Source organism: Vibrio sp. SCSIO 43135 (genome assembly GCF_023716665.1).
GTDB classification, from domain to species: domain Bacteria; phylum Pseudomonadota; class Gammaproteobacteria; order Enterobacterales; family Vibrionaceae; genus Vibrio; species Vibrio paucivorans.
This window is the reverse complement of record NZ_CP071859.1, coordinates 1,178,892-1,196,826: the sequence shown is the minus strand read 5'-3', so window position 1 is coordinate 1,196,826 and position 17,935 is coordinate 1,178,892. Positions and strand designations below refer to the sequence as shown.

15 protein-coding genes are annotated in these 17,935 nt (G+C 45.2%); 7 read left to right on the top strand and 8 right to left on the bottom strand.

The features are described 5' to 3' along the window. Positions 1-31 precede the first annotated feature (31 nt). Positions 32-619 (bottom strand): TfoX/Sxy family DNA transformation protein, encoded by a 588-nt coding sequence (locus J4N42_RS05540; RefSeq protein ID WP_252030403.1) that lies wholly within the window; start codon positions 617-619, stop codon positions 32-34. A 382-nt stretch (positions 620-1,001) separates the two neighbouring features. Here J4N42_RS05540 and J4N42_RS05535 point away from each other — a divergent pair, with 382 nt between their 5' ends. From J4N42_RS05535 to J4N42_RS05515, 5 genes are all read left to right on the top strand, one after another. Beyond that, on the top strand, positions 1,002-1,922 hold the full coding sequence (locus J4N42_RS05535; RefSeq protein ID WP_252030402.1) for an HDOD domain-containing protein: 921 nt from the start codon (positions 1,002-1,004) through the stop codon (positions 1,920-1,922). 24 nt (positions 1,923-1,946) lie between these two features. Next, on the top strand, positions 1,947-2,852 hold the full coding sequence (locus J4N42_RS05530) for a LysO family transporter (RefSeq protein ID WP_252030400.1): 906 nt from the start codon (positions 1,947-1,949) through the stop codon (positions 2,850-2,852). Between the two features lie 84 nt (positions 2,853-2,936). Next, positions 2,937-3,449 (top strand): hypothetical protein, encoded by a 513-nt coding sequence (locus J4N42_RS05525; RefSeq protein WP_252030399.1) that lies wholly within the window; start codon positions 2,937-2,939, stop codon positions 3,447-3,449. Between the two features lie 196 nt (positions 3,450-3,645). After that, entirely contained in the window at positions 3,646-5,292 is a 1,647-nt protein-coding gene (gene panP / locus J4N42_RS05520; RefSeq protein ID WP_252030398.1) for a pyridoxal-dependent aspartate 1-decarboxylase PanP, read from the top strand. A gap of 303 nt (positions 5,293-5,595) precedes the next feature. Further along, positions 5,596-6,450 (top strand): MurR/RpiR family transcriptional regulator, encoded by an 855-nt coding sequence (locus J4N42_RS05515; RefSeq protein WP_252030397.1) that lies wholly within the window; start codon positions 5,596-5,598, stop codon positions 6,448-6,450. 56 nt (positions 6,451-6,506) lie between these two features. Here J4N42_RS05515 and J4N42_RS05510 read toward each other — a convergent pair whose 3' ends face one another. Then, on the bottom strand, positions 6,507-7,739 hold the full coding sequence (locus J4N42_RS05510) for an iron-containing alcohol dehydrogenase (protein WP_252030396.1): 1,233 nt from the start codon (positions 7,737-7,739) through the stop codon (positions 6,507-6,509). A gap of 264 nt (positions 7,740-8,003) precedes the next feature. Here J4N42_RS05510 and J4N42_RS05505 point away from each other — a divergent pair, with 264 nt between their 5' ends. Continuing rightward, a complete protein-coding gene (locus J4N42_RS05505) occupies positions 8,004-8,267 on the top strand; it encodes a GrxA family glutaredoxin (RefSeq protein ID WP_239842121.1) in 264 nt (87 codons plus the stop codon). A gap of 242 nt (positions 8,268-8,509) precedes the next feature. Continuing rightward, complete coding sequence (locus tag J4N42_RS05500) at positions 8,510-10,192, top strand: aspartate:alanine antiporter (protein WP_252030395.1); 1,683 nt, start codon at positions 8,510-8,512, stop codon at positions 10,190-10,192. A 68-nt stretch (positions 10,193-10,260) separates the two neighbouring features. Here the strand turns inward: J4N42_RS05500 and fabV are convergent, their stop codons facing one another. The 6 genes from fabV to J4N42_RS05470 form a co-directional block, all read right to left on the bottom strand. Further along, positions 10,261-11,463: an enoyl-ACP reductase FabV gene (fabV, locus tag J4N42_RS05495; RefSeq protein WP_252030394.1), complete on the bottom strand. Its 1,203-nt coding sequence runs from the start codon at positions 11,461-11,463 to the stop codon at positions 10,261-10,263. Positions 11,464-11,665: 202 nt separating this feature from the next. Continuing rightward, a complete protein-coding gene (locus tag J4N42_RS05490; protein WP_252030393.1) occupies positions 11,666-13,948 on the bottom strand; it encodes an acyl-CoA dehydrogenase in 2,283 nt (760 codons plus the stop codon). Positions 13,949-14,029: 81 nt separating this feature from the next. Further along, positions 14,030-14,656, bottom strand: coding sequence for a TetR family transcriptional repressor PsrA (psrA, locus tag J4N42_RS05485; RefSeq protein ID WP_252030392.1), 627 nt, complete (start codon positions 14,654-14,656; stop codon positions 14,030-14,032). A 371-nt stretch (positions 14,657-15,027) separates the two neighbouring features. Next, entirely contained in the window at positions 15,028-15,399 is a 372-nt protein-coding gene (locus tag J4N42_RS05480; RefSeq protein ID WP_353505340.1) for a GtrA family protein, read from the bottom strand. A gap of 17 nt (positions 15,400-15,416) precedes the next feature. Next, entirely contained in the window at positions 15,417-16,817 is a 1,401-nt protein-coding gene (locus J4N42_RS05475; RefSeq protein WP_252030390.1) for an ArnT family glycosyltransferase, read from the bottom strand. Next, a complete protein-coding gene (locus J4N42_RS05470; RefSeq protein WP_252030388.1) occupies positions 16,814-17,818 on the bottom strand; it encodes a glycosyltransferase family 2 protein in 1,005 nt (334 codons plus the stop codon). Before J4N42_RS05470 ends, J4N42_RS05475 begins: the two co-directional genes overlap by 4 nt. Positions 17,819-17,935: the final 117 nt, after the last annotated feature.

Below are 17,935 nucleotides of genomic sequence, written 5' to 3'. Positions count from 1 at the left end.
TGTTTGGATTAGCTTGCTAGTGAATCCAACTTTAGTGACAACTTGCTAGTAGTTGACGTTTTTTTGGCTCTTGGATTAGTTTCCAGTGAATGCCTTCCACCGCACCAGCAAATTTCCATAGTAGCTTGACGTCAACGTCAGTACCATACGCCTTACGGACCTTAGAGTAGACTTCCGCAGGACCTAAGTTCATGAAACTTTCCACGTCTTCGATGCCGGCTTTCTTCACCATTCTTTCTAGCGTCAGTTGCATGTTTGGCAAGTCACGTAGACGACGATTAGCCGTAGATTTTTGGAATTTTCGTTGATCGACTGAAAGTTTAATCGACGACTCTACAATCTCATGTAAAGCCTCACCTTGTTGATGAAAAATTTCAGTAATGTCGTAGTAATTTACAGTTGCTGTAGTTTGCTTTTTCACGTGTCGGTATTTTTCACAGCCTAGATCGTTCAACATTGTATCTAGGTTGTCTCCACCACGGATAAAGATCTTCTCTCCACTGATTAAGGCAAACATTGCCTCACTCTTGAAAAGGCCTACACCACCGAACATTGAGCGCTTTTGGAACTCACCAAATTTGCCCACGTAATCCATAAAAATTTGCTCTGTCATATCCATTGATCCCTGTAATCACATTACCCCGATTATTTATGATCACCAGATAGCAGCAGTTTTTAAGCGATAAACTAAAATTGGATATACGACGAATATTATTTGAATAGAAACTGATGTGTCGTACTTTGTAACTAGAATCATAGTTAACGATAAAAAATAAGTCTGTGCAAACTTCACATCAATTACGTAAAAAATGACTTTTTATGAGACCAGTATCACAGAGCGTCTATTATTTAATCAACACGTTTATAGAACCACACTGATATTATGGTAATTGATATATCAATAAGTCGGGGTGTGACTTCACCAATAACATACGTAAGTAGTTGCTAATCTAACTAGCTATTCGTTAAACTGTAGACGGAACTGTTTTGGTATTTAATCTATGAATCACTTATCGTTTTACTGGCTTCCAGATAATAAAGAAGCGCTTTTGAAAGGCATAGAAAGCGAATTCTCTCAGCTCGTCTCCCTGTCTGTCAGTTCTGGCCGAATCACTCTTCCGCCCATTTCCGAAGTGGTATTGAAAATTCAAAGGCTATGTACCGAAGAAGGCACTGGTATTGTAGATGTAGCGGATTGTCTGCTTGAAGACCCGGGCCTCGCTGCGGTTGTTATTCGCGTAGCAAACTCGGTGATCTTTAATCGTCGGAATATTACCTGCACAGACTTGTTTACAGCTGTCTCTAGGCTCGGCATCCTGCGCGTTCGCGATATCGTCACCGCACAAGCTATAGAGCAGCTCAAACACTCAGTAAGTTTGAGCAAAGAATGTAATGAACTCTTGGTTAAAAGTGCGACATGCTCAAGAGAACTCGCCGCAACCATGGTGATGGTCACCAAAGCCTTCCAAGAAGAAAATTCTTCTGATTACAGCCACTTAGAAGTTGAAAAAACACTTCTGGTTGGCCTATTAGCCGACATAGGCTTGTTCTGTTTAGTTAGCGAATATCATCAGTATTTAGAGAACGGCAATTACTTATCTCAAGATATCGCGCTGCAAATCTTCGACTCGCAATGTGCAGATACCAGTGAAGTGGTATTAAGTTCTTGGGGCTTCGATGATGACTTTATTCGCGTCGCAGCGAATAAAGCTACATCTAACCTATCAGAGAAAGTCGACTACCTCGATATCGCACGTATCGCGAATCACATCCTATTGTTCCGTCGTCAAGATGACTCTATTGACGAGCACTTTGTTGAAATTGATACTACTGGCGCAGATGTTCTGTACAAACTGTCTAATTTGAGTGATATTGACTTCAAAACGCAGATCAGCGAAGTAATTAGTGCTAGTGGCCTATAAATAGGCCGTATCATAGGATGATTCATGTTCTCAGGGATGATTTTTATCTTTGCCCCACTTGTGGTGGGGTACCTAATTTCTATATCTCAAGAAAAACTTCTTTCGGCCATCAATAAGACCACCTCTTATCTCATCTATGTGATCTTATCGTTGATGGGGCTAAGTTTGGCGGCGCTTGATAATCTCGGCCAAAACTTACAGCTTATTCTCACCTACACTGCTACGTTTTTTCTTTGCATTAGCTTATGCAATTTGGCGTGCCTCCCGTTTATTGATCGCTTAATGCCAATTATTACCGACGTTAAAAACAGCAAAGTACCGTTATCCAGTATGGCGTTTGAGTCAGCAAAACTGATCTTTGTCGTTGGTGGCGGCCTTATTGCCGGGTTGCTTCTTCCTATTTCTTTAGAATGGGTAGACACCGCCAGCGAATGGATTCTGTTCTTATTGCTGTTCTTCATTGGTATTCAACTAAGAAACAGCGGGTTAACCCTCAGACAAATCCTGCTAAACAAGCATGGTATGGTTATCGCGCTAGTGATTATCGTTAGTTCTATGGTAGGTGGCGTGTTGTCTGCTGTCGTACTCGATATCGATTTATTCAAAGCACTAGCCATGGCTTCAGGGTTTGGATGGTATTCATTGGCGGGCATTCTAATGGGCGACGCCTTTGGCCCTGTCTATGGTGGTGCATCATTTATGATTGAACTGCTTCGCGAATTGGTTGCATTAGTATTAATACCAATGCTCATCAGAACAAAGCCTTGTACATCAATAGGCTACGCTGGTGCAACTGCGATGGACTTCACTCTGCCGGTAATACAAACCACCGGTGGTGTGCGCTGCGTCCCTATCGCTATCGTAAGTGGCTTTATTCTCAGCTTATTGGTGCCTGTAATGATGTTGTTCTTTGTCTCTCTTGCTGGCTAGATCGCAGGATTAGGCAATCAATTCGTCTACAATGCACCGCTAAAATTCTTATAAAATACAAATTCAGCCCAAAAAGGATTACCTATGAAACGCTTAATGGTTGCTGCACTGGTCGCACTTACCTCTACTTCTGCTTTTTCAGCCGACAACGAGTGCCTAGCAAAAAAATATGATGCGTACATTGATGCTTCACTTACTTGGTATGCGGACCTTGCATCCCTCACGTCAAGCCAGTATCCAGAACTTACTGAAGTAAGCGAATGGTTCCTTGAAGGACGTAAAAACCATTTCGAACTCAATCGTGTCGCGGTTCACTACTACCTTGATAACGATCCGACTAAAGTTGCCACCGAGCAACCAGTTGAAGCTTGGCTTAAGCTAGACCAACATGACGTCAAAGTGCTTGCGTCTCGTAGCGATGAACTAGGCCAAGCCGCAAAGCTCACCTTTGACGACCGTCAGGCGAAACCACACGACCAAAACTACGAGCTTCGCTCTGCGTTCGCAGAACTACTTAGTCATCCAAAGCAAATAGATGAGGTGCTACAGAAGTACAACAACGCGATCGGTGAACTCGAAGCTATGAAGTGCAAATAGCAGCCACTGATAGGGTGAGTGAGGCAGTAACCTTGTCATTTGCACGGTTGAAAATCATCACTCACTCGTTGCACGGCGTGAATAATGGTTAGAAATTGAAATCTAACTTCAATGAATTAAGACGGGACTTTGCGCCCGTTTTCGTTTAGATTGTGCCGTCCGCGTAATTAAAACTAGAAATACAAAACGTAGCTGTATGGTATCGGAACAGAAAACTGTAGATGTGAGCTTCGATAGTCTACTTCGAATCTTCACAGTACCTGAAGGGCCAGATTCAACACTGACCCAAATAGAAGAAAAGCTTTCGCAAAACCTTAACCAATTTTTGCGTGAGCACATCGTAGCGGAAGAAAAGCCTCTACGTCACATCGAACAAGATTTTTCTGACTCCATCATTCCAGAGCAACCTGAGTTCGTTTCTGATCATACCCAGCACCTGCTCGATACCCTAGTATCGCAGTCGGTTCACACCTCTGCACCTAGTTTTATCGGTCATATGACCTCCGCACTGCCCTACTTTTTAATGCCTCTTTCCAAGATCATGATTGCCCTCAATCAGAACTTGGTCAAAATCGAGACCTCCAAAGCATTTACGCCGTTGGAACGTCAAGTATTAGGCATGCTTCATAGGCTTATCTATAGCGAAAATGATGAGTTTTACTCTCGTTGGATGCACAGCGCTAACCATTCATTAGGTGCATTTTGCTCCGGCGGTACCATCGCTAACATCACTGCTCTTTGGGTAGCGCGCAATAATGCTCTCAAACCTGATGGTGATTTCAAAGGCGTAGAGAAAGAAGGCCTATTCAAAGCCATGAGGCACTACGGCTATGAAGGTTTAGCTATCTTGGTTTCAGAACGTGGCCACTATTCGTTAAAGAAGGCCGCTGACGTCCTTGGTATCGGCCAAGAAGGCCTAGTGCCGGTCAAGACTGACACTAACAACCGAATTTGCCCTGTTGCTCTTCAAGAGAAAATCCAAGAGCTAAAAGCACAAAAGATTAAACCTTTTGCAGTGATTGGTGTTGCAGGCACCACTGAGACAGGCAATATCGACCCGCTTGAAGCGATGGCTAAAGTATGTGAGCAGGAAGCGTGTCATTTCCATGTTGATGCTGCTTGGGGTGGCGCAACCCTGATGTCGAACAACTACCGTCATCTTCTTGCTGGCGTTGAACTAGCCGATTCTGTCACTATCGATGCACACAAACAGCTTTATATCCCAATGGGCGCCGGTATGGTTCTGTTTAAGAATCCAGACGCAATGGCTTCCATTGAGCATCACGCACAGTACATTCTCCGTAAAGGCTCTAAAGACTTAGGCAGCCACACGCTAGAAGGTTCTCGCTCAGGCATGGCAATGCTGGTTTACGCTAGCATGCACATCATCAGCCGACCTGGCTACGAATTGCTGATTGACCAAAGCATTGAAAAAGCGAAGTTCTTCGCCTCATTGATCGAGAAGCAATCAGACTTTGAATTGGTGTCCCAGCCAGAACTTTGCTTACTCACTTACCGCTATATTCCAGAGTCAGTTCGCGCCGCGTTAGCCAAAGCAACGCCTGAAAAAGCCCAATTACTCAATGAGCTTCTAAACGAGCTCACCAAGTTTATTCAGAAACGACAACGTGAAACAGGTAAGTCTTTTGTATCTCGCACAAGGCTAAATCCAGAGAAATGGCATAAGCTCAATACGTTGGTTTTCCGTGTCGTACTTGCGAACCCGCTGACAACGAACGACATCCTGACCAAAGTGCTTGATGAACAGCGAGACATTGCGAAGCAAGCACCTAATTTGATGGCGTCAATCAAACACCTGTCAGACGAGATATTGGCGTCATAATTCGCAACACTCTCTGGCCAAAAATGAAAATTTATTTCGGTTTGGTGTAACTCAGATGTCAGTAATTGCTGTCGAAATCGCCTAAAACAGCAGATTTATTAATAATCTGGTTGTTTTTGTGAAATTTTGTTTGAGGCTTGTCATATTCTCACCAATTGAACGCAATTAAACCTTTGGGTTAGGTTTATACTCATTTTATGGCGCTGGCTTGTTATTACCTTTTAGATATCAGCTTTTGATTCTAACCACCTCCCCGTGAAACGGTAAAGTCGGCGAGTTGTTCTCTATGCCCTTGTGAACACTATGAATACATTAGAAAAAATTCAAAAAAACCTGGAAAATTTTAGCAAGTCTGAGCGAAAAGTTGCAGAAGTAATCATGGCTTCTCCTCAAACAGCTATCCACTCTAGCATTGCTACATTGGCAAAAATGGCCGATGTCAGTGAGCCTACTGTTAACCGCTTTTGTCGCCGTCTGGATACCAAAGGTTTCCCTGATTTTAAACTTCACCTTGCTCAAAGCTTGGCGAACGGAACACCTTACGTAAACCGTAATGTTGAAGAAGACGATGGCCCAGACGCCTACACGCATAAGATTTTCGAATCAACCATGGCGTGTTTGGATGTAGCCAAAAACAGCTTGGACGCGATGCAAGTTAATCGTGCGGTTGACCTTCTCACTCAAGCGAAACGTATTTCGTTCTTTGGTCTAGGGGCTTCTTCAGCTGTAGCAAAAGATGCGCAAAACAAGTTTATTCGCTTCAATATCCCAATCACGTGTTTTGAAGACATTGTAATGCAGCGTATGAGCTGTATTAACTGCACAGATAACGACGTTGTGGTTCTGATTTCTCACACAGGGCGCACTAAGAGCCAAGTTGAAATCGCAAACTTAGCACGCGAAAACGGCGCTACTGTTATCGCGATCACCGCTAAAGACTCACCACTCGACAAAGCAAGTTCACTGTCGATTTCACTTGATGTCCCAGAAGACACCGACGTTTACATGCCAATGGCAAGTCGTGTAGTGCAAATGACCGTTATTGACGTATTAGCAACAGGCTTCACACTTCGTCGTGGTACGCGCTTCCGTGAAAACCTGAAGCGTGTCAAAGATGCCCTAAAAGATTCAAGGTACGACAAGTTATCACAGTTCTAATATTAAAAAGCGGAGCCAAGTGCTCCGCTTTTTGTTTTACCGCTGGTCTGCATCCATCAATGATGGCTTTCTCTTTCTAACGATGATTTCAATTCCACCGAACTGGCTGATTCTGCCTCGCCTTTCGTGCAACTTCCATTGCACTCACATACTTGCTCCAAAATATGGACCAAACGCGCCTTGGTTAACGGTAAAGGGTTGCCTTTTATTGCTATCGACATCAGGGCGTCATCTGCAACTTGCTCAAATGAAGTCGAACAAACCCCAAACTCATTGAGCAATGGTAATTTCAAACGATCCAACATCATTTGTACCCAAAGTACTCCATCGTCCACGTGGACGTTGGTTCTTCCTGTCACCAACTGTGCTATTTTGCTATAGCGGTATATCACATCGTTACGCCCTGCCTGCTTGGCCGCCGCAATATTTTCTCTCATAACATGGGGCGCTAACTGCGCGGTAATCACGCTGTGCGGTGCATTCAATTTTCCACCAAGCGCAGACGCCAACCCGTGCGCAGCGCCCAACTTAGCATTAGTGATAGCCATACCACCCAGCATCGCTGCAAACGACAAATCCGCTCTGGAGCGATGATCATCTTGTAAGCAGCCAGCGAGAATAGAGCCACTTAAGCGCCTTAGACCTTCTTCACACACCATATCTGTAAGTGGGTTAGGCTCTCCACACACATACGCTTCCATTAAGTGAGTAAACGCGTCCATGGCCCCTCGCCCAGAGGTATATAAGTCAGTGCCATAAGTCAAAGTGGGATCAACAATCGCGACATCGGCCAACATGTCAGGGCTACGTAGGCTGACCTTGACCTTATCTTGCCCTGAACGCAGCACCGCATTTCTCGTTACTTCAGAGCCAGTGCTTGCAGTGGTTGGAATAGCAATGAAAGGCAAAGGCTTTGTTTTGAGCGGGACATTTCGGCCTACAACTTCGACATAATCATACACATCCCCTTGATTGGGTATGATCGCCGCAAGTGCCTTGCCCATATCGATGACACTACCACCACCAATACTCACAACCATATCGGGCTTAAAGCGCCTCCCTACTACTGCGGTTTCTTCTATCATGGTGATATTAGGCTCACCCGAAACTGCCACATGCTGATAGCGCATACTCTGGCTTTTTAGGTAGTTCACAACGATTTCCGAGCGACTCGGATCTTGCCCAGTCACCAACAGTACACTGTAGCCATATTGGTTTAGTGTCGACAGTGATGATTGCAGTGCTCCCTCTCCAAATATAATGCGAGTTGATGTCATAAACTGGAACATGTTTGCATCCCTCAAATTGCTCAACTCAGTTTAGCTTGCCCTCATCGATTGCAAATTAAATTGATGAGGTGCACTTTGTTGGCAATACCCCTACAAAGTTGACGTTTTTATGTGTCATATCACATTGATACTCAGTAAACACTTAGATTATTGCCGACTTTGTAATCGATAGATTTTTCCTATCAGAGTAACAGGTAATTGCATCTTTATTTCCTCCTGAGGATGAGGCATAGTTGCACGTAATAAAATAAAGGAGAAAGATTTATGTTCGTAGTTATCTTTGGTCGCCCAGCTTGTCCATACTGTGTACGTGCAAAAGAGCACGCTGAAACACTGAAAGCAAAACGTGACGACTTCAACTACCGCTATGTTGATATTCACGCTGAAGGCATCAGCAAAGCTGACCTAGAGAAGACTGTTGGTAAGCCAGTAGAAACAGTACCTCAAATCTTCGTAGATCAAGAGCACATCGGTGGTTGTGACGACTTCGAAGCATACGCTAAAGAGAACCTAGGTCTATTCGACTAATCTCTTGTAAAGAATACAAAAAGCCCGCTATTCACTAGCGGGCTTTTTCTTTTCTGCACGTCTCAGAATAACGCTTCTAGGTCATAGAAACTTCAACGTTTTCCCTTACGTCAACTAATTGCAAAAACAAAAATATTTCACTTATATTTTTGCAATATTCAGATACAATCCGCACACTTATACCTATACCAGCTAGCTCTGGTATTTACTCTTTTTGCTGGCATAACCCATAGAGCCGAGCTGTGAATATCGACGTCGTACTTTTGCTTGAACAAAACCCTATCCTTCTAATCTTTGTTGTATTAGCTATCGGCCTTGCCTTTGGAAAAATTCGCTTTGGAAACTTCCAACTAGGTAACTCTATTGGCGTACTAATTACTTCCCTAATCATGGGACACCTTGGTTTCTCATTTAATGCCGACGCCTTAACAATTGGCTTCATGCTGTTTATCTACTGTGTGGGTATTGAAGCAGGGCCAAACTTCTTCGGTATCTTCTTCCGCGATGGTAAACATTACTTTATTTTGAGCCTTGTCGTTCTCGTGACAGCTGTATCGATTACCTACTTTGCAAGCCACTACCTCAACTTAGATTATGGTTTGTCGGCGGGTATGATGGCAGGTGCGCTGACCGCGACACCAGTACTGGTAGGTGCTCAAGACGCACTTAACTCTGGTCTCGCCACTGTGCCAAGAGACATGGATTTTTCGAGTGTCAGAGAGAACTTATCGGTGGGCTATGCGATGGCGTATCTGGTCGGTTTAACCAGCATGATCATGTTCGCCAAACTGTTGCCAAAAATTCAAAAACAAAACCTTTCCGACTCAGCACAACAAATTGCTCAAGAACGGGGGCTCGGTAGCTCAGGGCAACGTAAAGTTTACCTGCCTATCATTCGCGCATACCGTGTGGGCCCAGAGCTGATTGATTGGACAGACGGCAAAAACCTTCGTGAGTTGGGTATCTACCGCCAAACTGGTTGCTACATTGAGCGTATTCGTCGTAACGGCATTCTCGCCCATCCAGATGGTGATGCGATTCTACAAGAAGGCGATGAAATCGCTTTGGTTGGTTTCCCAGACAGCCACGCCCGACTAGATCCAAGCTTTAGGAATGGTAAAGAAGTTTTCGACCGCAACTTACTCGACTTACGTATCGTAGAAGAAGAGATCGTCGTTAAGAGCGACAGCATGGCGGGTAAACGCCTATCAGACCTAAACCTTTCTGAATACGGCTGTTTCCTAAACCGAGTGGTTCGCGCACAAATCGAAATGCCGATGGATCTCGATATCGTTTTGGCAAAAGGCGATGTGCTTCAGGTGAGTGGTGAGAAAAGTCGTGTACATGGGCTTGCTGAAAAAATCGGTTTCATCTCGATCCACAGCCAAATGGCCGACCTACTGGCATTCTGTAGCTTCTTCATCCTTGGCATTATGTTTGGTTTGATTACCATGACCTTTGGTCAAGTATCGTTTGGTTTAGGTAACGCTGTTGGCCTATTGCTGTCGGGCATAACGCTTGGTTTCCTAAGAGCTAACCACCCTACTTTCGGCTACGTCCCGCAAGGCGCGCTGAATATGGTCAAAGATCTTGGCCTTATGTTCTTCATGGTTGGAATTGGGCTGAGCGCCGGCGGCAAGATGTTTGAACATCTTTCTCAAGTCGGTGTACAGGTTATTGGATTGGCATTCTTAGTCAGTGTGGTGCCTGTCGCTATCGCTTACTTGGTGGGTGCGTACGTACTTAGAATGAACCGCGCACTGCTGTTCGGTGCAATCATAGGCGCGCGCACTTGTGCACCAGCGATGGACATTGTAAACGACTATGCTAAGTCGACCATTCCAGCACTAGGCTATGCTGGCACTTACGCGATAGCCAACATTTTAATGACGCTAGCAGGTACGATACTCATCATACTCAGTTAAACGTTAGAAAATCGGATAATAAAAAAGGCGCTCTCAAGAGCGCCTTTTTCGTTTTCGTATCACAACGATTAGATATCGATGATGTCTGTCTCTACTGCAGGGTTTACGTCTGCATCGTAGTCAACACCTTCAACACCGAAACCGAATAGCTTCAAGAACTCTTCTTTGTACTCAACGTAGTCAGTCAGTTCTTTTAGGTTCTCTGAAGTGATTTGAGGCCACAGTTCACGACAGTGCTGTTGAATGTCGTCACGCAGTTCCCAGTCATCCAAACGCAGACGGTTCTTATCGTCTGTTTCAGGTGCACTACCGTCATCTTTGTATAGACGTTGGCTAAACATACGGAAGATCTGCTCCATACAGCCTTCGTGTACGCCTTCTTCACGCATCTTCTTGAATGCCATTGCAATGTACAGAGGCATTACAGGAATTGCAGAACTTGCTTGAGTCACAACAGACTTAAGAACAGCAACGTTTGCGCTGCCGCCAGTAGCTGATAGCTTATCGTTTAGCGCGGTTGCTGCACGATCTAGGTCCATTTTCGCTTTACCTAGCGCGCCATCCCAGTAGATTGGCCAAGTTAGCTCAGTACCAATGTAGCTGTATGCCACTGTCTTACAGCCTTCAGCTAGAACGCCCGCTTCTGATAGTGCATTGATCCAAAGTTCCCAATCTTCACCGCCCATAACGGTTACTGTATCTTTGATCTCTTCTTCCGTTGCTGGCTCAACACTCGCTTCGATAATAACGTCTTTGTTAGTATCTACCGCAGTTGATGTGTAAGTCTCACCAATCGGCTTTAGAGAAGAACGAATCACTTCGCCTGTCTCTGGCATTTTACGTACTGGAGATGCCAGTGAGTAAACCACCATATCGATTTGACCAAGGTCTTCTTTGATCAGATCAATCGTTTTCTGTTTTGCTTCGTTTGAGAAAGCGTCACCGTTTAGGCTCTTAGCATAAAGGCCTTCTTCACGAGCAAGCTTTTCAAATGCCACTGAGTTGTAGAAACCTGCAGTGCCTGGTTTTTTCTCTGTGCCTTCTTTTTCGAAGAAAACACCGATAGTTGATGCACCGCCGCCGAATGCCGCCGCGATACGAGAAGATAGACCGTAGCCACTTGAAGAGCCAACAACCAATACACGCTTAGGTGCGTTTTTGATTGGACCTTGCGCTTTAGTGTAAGCAATTTGTTCTTTTACGTTCGCTTCACAACCCACTGGGTGTGTAGTGGTACAGATAAATCCACGAATTCTAGGTTTGATGATCATATTCAACTTCCTTAAAAAATCACCGCTAGGATAAAAGGTTCGCGGTGAAATCTCACCTAATTTCTTCAAAAATGCTGCGAATTTGCAAGTGGTTGGAGCACTATTGTCCGATTTGGTTCACCGTTTCGCTAACAAAGCATCTTCGATGTTTATGAATAGAAAAAGGCACCTCTAGGAGGTGCCTTTGTTGATGTTTCAGCGATTACGCAGCGCTATTTAGCTTTGCCTTTTTTTTGCCGTGCGTTCTCACCTCGCTGAAATCATGGCTGAAGTGGTCCACTTGGATAGCTTTGTAGCGAAGTTTATCCGCCGCTAGCACCTTATCGACTTCTTCCTGAGAAATAACATCAGCATCTAACGCTTGCTGTAGGCGATCTGTTAGTGGGCCTTTACGCGCCACTTTACCCTCTTTCGCTGCTTTAAACATCTTACGCTCGATACTCTTAATGCCATACATTGCTAGGAATGCTTGCTCCATCAGACCAACACTGTCGTCTTCATCTTTGCCCACGTAGCAAAGGTGAGTTAGACGGTCACGATGTGCGCCCGGAGTCATTAAGCTTTCAGCCAATTTCACAGATAGGTCATCGCTCGGTTTAGCAAAATGGTTACCTAATGGGAAGATAAGCACTTTCAGCAGGCGACCTACCGCTTTTTGCGGGAAGTTTGTGTACGCTTCCTGAAGCGACTTAGCGCCATTATGCAAACAATGCTGGATTGCGTAGTGCACGTAATCTAAATCTTGTTGCTGGCGGCCTTCATCTTCGTACTTTTTCAGTACCGCAGAAGCCATGTATAGGTAGCTTAAGCCATCACCCAAACGTGCAGAGATCATCTCTTTACGTTTCAAGTCACCGCCCAAAGTCAACATCGCAAAATCTGCACTTACTGCTAAAGCACGGCTCAATCGAGTCATATCTTTGTAGTAACGCTGCGTTGGACCACTCATGTCGGCTTTGATGAAACGTGAACCTGTCAATGCCGCACCAAATGCACCAAAGGTGTTTTTGGTCGCATGAGCAATGTGTTTAAACAGCAACTTATCAAACTCTTTAGCCCCCTCTTTCTCATCAGGGTTCGCCGCTGCTTCCATCTCTTTCAATACATATGGGTGACAACGTGTCGCGCCTTGACCAAAGATCATTAGGTTACGCGTCAAAATGTTCGCACCTTCTACCGTAATCGCAACTGGCACACCCAGATAAGCCGAAGTCAGGTAGTTCATTGGGCCTTCTTGAATTGCACGACCTGAGTGGATGTCCATCGAGTCATTCAAAATCGTACGGGCGATTTCCGTCATATGGTATTTCGCCATCGCGGTTACGATACCAGGCTTTTCTTTCATATCGAGAGAGGTCGTTGTAAGCGTTCGGGTCGCCTCCAACAAGTACGTTAAGCCACCGATACGACCAAGCGCTTCAGCAACGCCTTCAAACTTACCGATAGACATACCGAACTGCTTACGCACATAAGCGTATGCACCCGTAGTGCGGGAAGTTAGGTGACCAATTGAAGTGCCAAGTGCTGGGAGGGAAATACCACGACCAGCCGACAGACATTCCACCAGCATACGCCAACCTTTACCTGCGTATTCTTGGCCGCCAATCAACCACTCCATTGGGATAAAGACATCTTCACCACGAGTTGGACCGTTCATAAATGCTAGGCCAATCGCATCGTGACGCTCACCCACTTCAACGCCTTCATGCGAGGTAGGGATAAGTGCACATGTGATACCCAATTCTTCTTTGTCACCCAACAGGTGCTCTGGGTCATTCAGCTTAAATGCCAAGCCTAGTACGGTAGATACAGGAGCAAGAGTGATGTATCGCTTGTTCCAACTCAAACGAATACCCAGAACTTCTTTGCCCTCATGAGTGCCATAACACACCGTACCTTGGTCTGGGATACCACCTGCGTCAGAACCTGCTTCTGGGCCGGTTAATGCAAAACATGGGATGTCCGTACCGTCAGCTAGACGTGGCAGCCAATAGTCTTTTTGCTCTTGTGTACCATAGTGAGAAATTAACTCACCTGGACCTAAAGAGTTCGGAACCATCACGGTTACCGCAGCGCTGATGCTACGCGTCGCTATTCGAGACACAATGGTCGAGTTTGCTAACGCAGAGAATTCGCGACCACCGTACTCTTTCGAGATAATCAAAGAGAAGAAACGCTCTTTACGGAGGTATTCCCACACTTCTTTCGGCAGATCACGGTCTTGTTTAACAATCTTGTAGTCGTCGAGCATCGACATCAGCGTTTCAAGCTCGTTGTCCATAAAGGACTGCTCTTCTGCTGTTAATGTCGGCGTTGGATATTGATGCAGCTTAGTGAAGTCAGGAGAACCTGAGAAAAGCTCTCCGTCCCACCAGACACTGCCCGCTTCCATCGCTTCTTTTTCAGTACTTGATAGGGGTGGCAGTACCTTCTTAAAAAACTTGAAAGCTGGGTCGCTTATCCATTTTCTACGTAGAGAGCTCATAATCAGATCCTTTTGTTCACAGTTTTGTGTGTTTTATTATTGGGTCGGTTATTCGTGTTATTCGTATAGCTAATTATTATTTTAGTCGGCGGCCATGCCGGCGGATAAATATGGGATCAAAAGATCAACGACGGCTTTTGCATCGACCTTCTGTCCAAAATCATTTTCTGCAATTTCAGCTAATGCTTGGCTCGAAGCCATGGTAAAGACACAGGTGCCTAGCGTGAAATGAAGGCGCCAGAACAAGCTTTCTTGCGTCAGCTTAGGGTTCGCTTTCAAAACAGATTGAGTGAACAGCGATAGCACCTCTTGATATCGAGTGGTAATAAACCAGCGAAGGTGACCTTGTACGTCGGTATAACCGCGCCCAATCAATAGCATGAATCGGCTCGTTCCATTTGGCCTCACGTCGTTCAGAGAACGTAACGGAGAACGCAGAGATTCAAATACGTCCGACATTTCATAGTCTTCATTGAGATTAAGATTAATCAATGCGTCTTGTAGAGCTGGCATGAACGCTTCTAGATAGCGGTCAATCACCGCACGCACTAGCGTTTTCTTGTCACCGAAATGGTAGTTAACAGAGGCTAAGTTCACCCCAGCCTTGCTGGTGATGGTTCTCAACGACGTGTCGTTAAACCCGTGCTCGGCAAACAACGCTTCTGCGACGTCTAAGATTTTTTCTTTCGTGCTACTTCTCGGGGCCATTTCAATCACTCGTATTAAACAACTGTTTGAAAATATACTCTCGACACATTTACTTAACAAGCAATTAACATCACATTTTTTAATATTGGTCAGACCAGAAAGAAATAAAGGTAGGTAACAAGCTGAAAAGTAAGCGCAAAAAATTTAATTAAATTTTTTTGCTATTTTGGGGAACTGTTTGAATTTAGCCCGGTCTGAATAAGTGTAGTTAGCAGAGCATTAAGAGTTTCACAGGCCGTCAAACTTGTTTTCTTACTGTTGCTACTAATTAACGCTGCTTTTTCTTATTAACTCCTATGTTTGTATCCGCCCAGAACACTTTTGTTCTGGGCTTTTTTTATTCTTCTCACTCTACTTCGACCAATTTCGTTCTAAGGCGAAAACACCCACCGAGAACTCAGCAAGAAATTACTTACCATTCCAGCCAGTACCCCAAAAGCTAATGCCACCAGCGCCGCAATGCCACCAGAGCCCAGCACTAACAGCGCCAGATTGAAGACAATCAAATTGGGAATGGCCGAGAAAAGTGCCACCACAATAAACTTCAGCCACTGTTTTCCTTTCGCTACATGCTGACAGTGAGTAAAAGTAAAACAGCGATTTCCACACCAAGTTACCGTTGCAGCAAAAAGAAACGCGACCACTCTAGCCGGTAAAGGGGCCCAGTCGCCTAGGTAAAACAACAGCGAGAATAAACCAGCATCGGCTAAAAAGCCGATGCTACCTACCATGCCAAACTTCACGAACCTTTCCGACACCATCATGTTCGTTCACACAGATAAAGAGCACGATGGCTTTTCGCCGTGTACTGAGCAACACACGTTAGCTGCTTTTGTTGAACCAATGACTCTACCGAATTTCTATCACCAACCAATTGCACTTTATCCAACTGCAGTAAAACAGATTCGTCGGTTAACTGCTTGGCTTTACCACTACTGTAAAATTGACCAGAGAAAGGGCGCTTACCGATGTAGTATGTCGGAATCGATTTATCGGCCTCGACAAATATGACCTTGTCGCTGCGTTTATCTGCGACAAACAGGTGGATATACACCACTGCCAGTACCAGTAACGCTGGCACTATTGCCGCCGACACCTTAAACCACTTAGCATCGTAGTCGATGTCTTTCACTAGCATAGCGACAAGCAAGCCCAGTGCGGGAATACCAGGTAGAACATAAGCGGGCAGTATGTTACCTGATAAAGTAAAGAGCACTAACGGAGACACCAGCCACACCATAAGGTAAGTCACTAAACCATCACTGTCTTGATTTAACGCTTTGAGTTTCGTCTTGTTTTTCCACAGCAATACGGGTAGGACGATTGACCAAGGCAGTGCCGAATACAGCCAGAACAGCCATATCATCCCTCTTGGCTCATCATGAGCACTGCCGTAGAGATCCCCTTCCCAACCGCTTACCACAAAGCGTTTAAAGTGTTCGCCTACAATGAAATAGTTAAGAAACCCCGGTGTTGCTCGCTCAGCCAATAAGTACCAAGGCAACGCAATAAGCAGCATTAGCCCCACACCAGACACAATCGGAAATCGATTCCAAAGCGTTCTAAATCCACCAATGACACCATGCTGTAGAATCAGCCAAGGCATAACCGCTAAACCCATTAGAACAATGACCAAAGGCCCCTTTGCTAATAAACCAATCGCTAACCCGATAAATCCCAAATACCCCCATACTCGCTTCCCTTGCCAGCATAAGTAAAAGCCGACCATCGCCAAGGTTAAGCCCAGCGTTAGAGCCATGTCCGTCATCACTGCACCTGCAGAAATCGCAAACACACCACAAGTTGCAATCACCAGCGAAGTAATCAGTCCGCTAAACCCTGCTCGGCGCGCTAGATAAGCCATCAGTCCAATAACCAGTAAGCCAGCAAACCAATGAGGAACTCGCACCGCAAATTCATTTAAGCCAAACAGCTCGATTCCACCCGCACTCATCCAAGTAAAGAGTGGTGGCTTACCCCAAAATGGCACCCCATAGTCGAACTGTGGTGTAAGCCAGTTGCCAGTTTCAATCATCAGACGGGCCATTTCGCCATAACGCGCTTCCGTCGTATCCATCAATGGATAAGCCCCTAGGGACAACAAACGAATCAGCAACACGGTTACCAGAATCGCCCACAAGTGCACTTTATTGATTCTCACGCGCTTTTCTCCAGTGTTTCATTTCGAGTATTCGAAGATTGCTCGACCACCGACTGCACCAAGTACAGCGGTCGCTGTTTGGTTTCGATAAAGATTCGACCGATGTATTCGCCGAGCACACCGATGCTCAATAGTTGAATTCCGCCAAGTGCTAGCTGCACTACCATCATTGAGGGATAACCAGACACCGGATCGCCAAACAACACAGTTTTTGACACAATCACGGCTCCGTATAGGAACGCCACCAGCGCAATCAAACCACCGAAAATCGTTGCTAGCCTAAGCGGGCGAATAGAAAACGAGGTAATGCCATCCACGGCGAGCCCCATCAGTTTGAAGTAATTCCACTTGGTTTCTCCGCAGTAACGTGGGTCTCGTTCAAACTGCAAGGTCGTTTGTTTAAAACCGGGCCAAGCAAAAATGCCTTTCATATAACGATTGCGTTCAGGCAAGCTGTTGATGTGATCGACCACTTCTCTACTCAACAAACGAAAATCGCCTACATTTTCGGGAATCTCGGTTTTTACCAAAGTGTTCAAAACCCGGTAAAAACTTGCTGCCGAGAAACGTTTGAACCAACTCTCTCCCTCGCGTTTGCCGCGCTGCATGTTGACCACATCTACGCCTTTACGCCACTCGACCAACATTTGAGGAATCAATTCTGGGGGATCTTGAAGATCGGCATCGAGCAAGATAACTGCTAAACCTCGACAGTGTTCCAGCCCTGCACTCATCGCCGCTTCTTTACCAAAATTTCGGCTTAAGCTGATACTGACTACATCACTCGATGTACTGGGGAAATGCTCGATTAATGCTTTACTACCATCACAGCTTCCATCATCGACGTAGACGATCTCGCAAGACTCCTCTAGTGAATCCAGTACCGAAGTTAATCTGGTATGGAATTCGGTTAACACCTCTTGCTCGTTAAAGTAAGGTACAATCACAGACAAGATCACCGAAGAATCAGACTGTCTAGGTACAAGAGTTATTGTGCTCATAACGTTTACCTTTCAACGTGAGTGACCAATACCGCTAGGTTGCAGCAGTCATTGGATGATGAAAGCGTTATATCAATCGAAACGTGGAAACAATGTCGTACACATTTTTTTCACGCG